Origin of the sequence: Haemophilus parahaemolyticus (genome assembly GCF_018373095.1) — a bacterium.
Taxonomy (GTDB): Bacteria; Pseudomonadota; Gammaproteobacteria; order Enterobacterales; family Pasteurellaceae; genus Haemophilus_A; species Haemophilus_A parahaemolyticus_A.
Genome location: NZ_JAHAHT010000127.1, coordinates 1 through 4,133, shown reverse-complemented (window position 1 = coordinate 4,133; position 4,133 = coordinate 1). Strand labels below are relative to the sequence as shown.

General features: G+C 38.4%; 4 protein-coding genes and 1 pseudogene. 1 reads left to right on the top strand and 4 read right to left on the bottom strand.

Features of this window, described 5'->3' with window-relative positions:
• From KH943_RS09460 to proQ, 3 genes and pseudogenes are all read right to left on the bottom strand, one after another.
• Positions 1–574: pseudogene (locus KH943_RS09460) on the bottom strand (hypothetical protein); the annotation flags it as partial.
• 81 nt (positions 575–655) lie between these two features.
• Positions 656–2,674: a carboxy terminal-processing peptidase gene (prc, locus tag KH943_RS09455; RefSeq protein ID WP_304110348.1), complete on the bottom strand. Its 2,019-nt coding sequence runs from the start codon at positions 2,672–2,674 to the stop codon at positions 656–658.
• A gap of 200 nt (positions 2,675–2,874) precedes the next feature.
• On the bottom strand, positions 2,875–3,429 hold the full coding sequence (gene proQ, locus KH943_RS09450; protein ID WP_304110347.1) for an RNA chaperone ProQ: 555 nt from the start codon (positions 3,427–3,429) through the stop codon (positions 2,875–2,877).
• A 324-nt stretch (positions 3,430–3,753) separates the two neighbouring features.
• Between proQ and KH943_RS09445 the strand changes: the two genes are divergently transcribed.
• Positions 3,754–3,966: a cold-shock protein gene (locus tag KH943_RS09445; protein ID WP_304110346.1), complete on the top strand. Its 213-nt coding sequence runs from the start codon at positions 3,754–3,756 to the stop codon at positions 3,964–3,966.
• Between the two features lie 96 nt (positions 3,967–4,062).
• Here KH943_RS09445 and KH943_RS10185 read toward each other — a convergent pair.
• Positions 4,063–4,133, bottom strand: a 71-nt coding sequence (locus KH943_RS10185) for an IS3 family transposase (protein WP_368493496.1), incomplete at its 5' end; no start/stop codon positions are given.

The following is a 4,133-nucleotide window of genomic DNA, read 5'->3' as shown; positions in this document are numbered from 1 at the left end:
CAGGACAGCTCGCAGTCACGCTTGGATAAGAACGCGGCCGCCCATACCAGCGGGTTAATCCAGTAGTAGCAAAGCAGGATACAGCGCAGCCCTCCCCAGATATGGTCGCGGCGGCGGGCATGTAATAAAGGTAATCTAAAAATGCATCGGTAAGTAAAATATCGCGTGCTAAGAAACCCTCAGGCTGATTAAGAATTTGCTGTAATGATAATGCTGACTTGCTTGAGACACCACTTGCAGCAAACAGGGCATACTCTTTTAAGAAAGCACGTGTTGCATTGGTATCTTCCCACATTGGAGAAAAATGATTATCCAGATAAACCTTTGCTGTCGCTGAACGCAATAATAAAGTATTGTCACCAATTTCTTGTTTTATACGGTTTTCAGCCTCTACTAACTGAAGATCTTGCTCTTGTTTAACAGCATATTGCGCATCTTTCGTTAGGGCTGAGGCTCTTGCCTGCTGTGCTTCAAAACTGAGTAATGGCAAGATTTTATCTTGTTGAATAGATGTTTCAGCAAATGCTACAGTTGAAAGCCCCATTAACACAGGCAATAATTTAATTTTTTTCATCTTGAAATCTCTAACCTAAAAATTAAGCCGCTTATTGGCTTTCTCCCAGCGGCTTAATAAGATAGCAATATTATAAAGATTTTACACTTTTTTATCAATTTCTAACCAATCGATCATCATTTGTTCCGTTTCTTTTAAATAGAAATCTGGTGCTTCATAATCTTTTGGTAAAGCATCAATATTTTTAAGCAGCTTTTTACCTTCACGTTTAAAACGTTCATTTAAGTTTTTCAGACGACGATCTTCATCAACTTTATTTTCTTTCTGACGCTCTTCTAAATTAAGTGAGAGGTATTTATGTTTTTCGCGCTCTTTACGAATTGCAATGTCTTCATTAACCACAATAAACTCGGGATTCGTTACAATACGTTCTTCATGTTTCTGTGTTAAGGTTTTTATGGCATCTCGAGCGTGTCCAGCTATTTGATAATCTGCAGCTGGAATTTTATCCCAAGGCAAGGCATTATCTTCAAAGCTCTCGCCCGTTTTCGCCGCATTTATGATTTCAGGGAATTTAATATCCGCATCCACTCCTTTTAGCTGTGTGCTTCCACCGTTAATACGGTAGAATTTTTGGATGGTATATTGAATATAGCCCAAAGGATCTTTATCCAAATCATACACAAAATTCAACGAACGGCTTTGTTGCACAGTGCCTTTACCGAAAGTTTGTTGTCCTACAATGATTGCACGGTTATAATCTTGCATCGCTGCCGCAAAAATTTCTGAAGCAGAAGCACTATGACGGTTAATCATTACCATTAATTTGCCATCGTAAATTGATTTATCTGATTCAGGATCTTCGTGTACTTTAATGCGATTGAAAGCATCACGTACCTGAACCACTGGACCTTCTTTAATAAATAAACCTGATAATTCAATTACTTCCGTTAAAGAACCACCACCATTTTCGCGTAAATCAATGATGAGAGCGTCCGCTTTTTTCTCTTTCATTTGTGCCAATAATTTACGCACATCGCTAGTTAAGCCAATATAGAAAGAAGGAATTTTAATCACAGCGATATTTTTACCATCAACTTTATCCAGGCTTAGTTTCGCCGCACTGTCTTCAATACGCACTTTATCGCGAGTTAAAGAGATAATTTTAGTTTTCCCCCCTTTTTCTGGCTCAATTTCTAAACGAACCACCGAGCCTTTTTTACCTTTGATCTTATCAACCACATCATCTAATCGCCAGCCAATAACATCTTCAATCTCTCCTTTTTCGCCTTGACCAACCCCCACGATTTTATCGCCCACTGAGATTTTTTTACTGCGAGCAGCAGGTGCACCTGGGACAAGTGAACGGATAGAAGTAATATCATCTTCCATTGAAAGCGTTGCCCCAATGCCCTCAAGTGAGAGGTTCATACTCTCTTGGAACGCTTTAGCCGCACGAGGTGATAAATAGCTCGTATGCGGATCGATTTCACGCGCAAATGCATTCAAATAAGTTTGTAAAATATCATCAGCTTTAATTTGAGTGAGACGTTTGATCGCTAAATCATAGCGTTTCACCAAAGTTTTCTTGATTTCGGGCCATTTTTTCTCTTTGAGATAGAGATTGATAATGTCATTTTTTACACGCTCTTCCCAAAGTTTATCCGCTTCTGCCGTTGTTTTTGGGAATGGTGCTTTATTGCGTTCTACTTCAATTTGATCGTTCGTTTTTAAATCAGGTTCTTTATCCAATAACGAGAGAGCATATTTATAGCGCTCATAACGACGTTTAGTCATTAAACCATACATATCAAAAGCGGCGCTTAATTCGCCTGCATAAAGCTGATCATCTAACTTAGTTGCATATTTTGCACGTATCTCTTCAACATCAGATTGCAAAAAAGTGTTGTGGGCAGGATCTAAAAAGTCGATATAGCGATTAAAAATCTTGTTTGCAAATTCATCGTCTAATTTGAATTTCTCGTAATGTGATTGAGTTAAACGTGCTGTAACGCGTTTGGTAGAAATGCTGTGTTGATCGTTAGGTGTTGGAATCACTAACGCATTTTCTTTGATTTGAGGCTCAACCGCAAAGCTGTTATTCACAAAAAGTCCCAGTGTGAATAACGCCACCAAACGGCTTACTTTATTGAATTTCATGCTTGTCCTGATGTGATATAAATATAATTTAAAATAATTACTCTCTCCTTGTGGGAGAGAGGCAGCTTGGAATTGTATAAGGCAATTTCAAGCAGAGAGAGGGGAAAAACGGAGTGCAAAATCATTGCGCAAAAAACATACAGAAATGACCGCTTATCCCTCTCCCCTTTCTCCCACAAGGAGAGAGGGGCATAAGAAAATTATCGACCAAATTTTGTTGCTAATGCAGCTAAACTTTCTGCTGATGCTGCAGGTGCATTAGAGGCTGGTTTCTTCGCTTTTGGCGTAAATTTACGAGCCGTTTTATTTTGCTCAGCTCGCTGTTTTTTGAAGAACTCTTTACGTTGTGCTTTACGCTGTTCTGCTTTACGAGCAGCTACCGCTTCACGAGATTGTGCTAAAGTTTGTGCTGCATGTTCTGCTTGTTGCTCATCAACAATACCTGCTTCTTCGCCTTGTAAACCTACACGTACCGCATTTGGCTGACAAGCAGCAAGATAACGCCAGCTATTCGTATAACCACGCAGTGCTTGACGAAGTTGGGTTTTGCTTACCGTTTTATCATCCGCTAATGCTGCCACTAAATCTTCAAACAAACCAATCTTAATTGGTTTCGCTTCGCCTTCTACACTAAAGCAAAGCGGGAATTTTTCCGCTAAATAGGCAACCACCTCTTTAACTGGTGGGTTCACTTTATTCGTGTTTGTAGTTTTTTCACTGGTTTCAACTGCTGCTTGTACTTCTTGCTCAGACATAATTTCTTCCATTTTTAACTGAAAATAAGGGATTAGATAGCATAAGACTTAAAGTAGTAACTATATTTTATTTAACCTGCTTCGTCCATAGATTTACCTAATTTTTCGTGTAAATAGGTCAATCATTTTAGCGAAAAAGTTTAGATTATTTTCCATACTTTTTTCTATCTCAAAAATAACATTTGCTTTATTGATGAATAAATGGTCTAATCAAAGGGCTTTTGCGACTTAATGTGATCGCTTTTCTTCTCAAAAATGAGAGTGTTTTAGTTATCCATCATCTCTCTTGAGCAATTTTGATTTATTTTTTAGAAGGAAAACGCTATGTCAGCATTAATCGGCACAGTAAAATGGTTTAACGCAACCAAAGGTTTCGGCTTTATCGCACCAGAACAAGGCGGTGAAGATATTTTTGTACACTTCTCAGCAATCGAAAATAACGGCGGCTACCGTACCTTAGAAGAAGGTGCGAAAGTGCAATACGAAGTACAAAAATCAGATCGTGGTTTATCTGCAGTTAATGTAAAAAAACTATAATAATCGACCGTTTGTTATCTATTGTAAGCAGTTTGGTTTCCCCAAATTTAGTAAAGAACCTCGCTAATTTTGATCTGACCCCAAAAAGTTAGACTGTTATTTAAAGGACTGTTTTCGATATTGTATCGGACTCAGTCCTTTTAATTTTAATTGGATTCGTTCTTCAT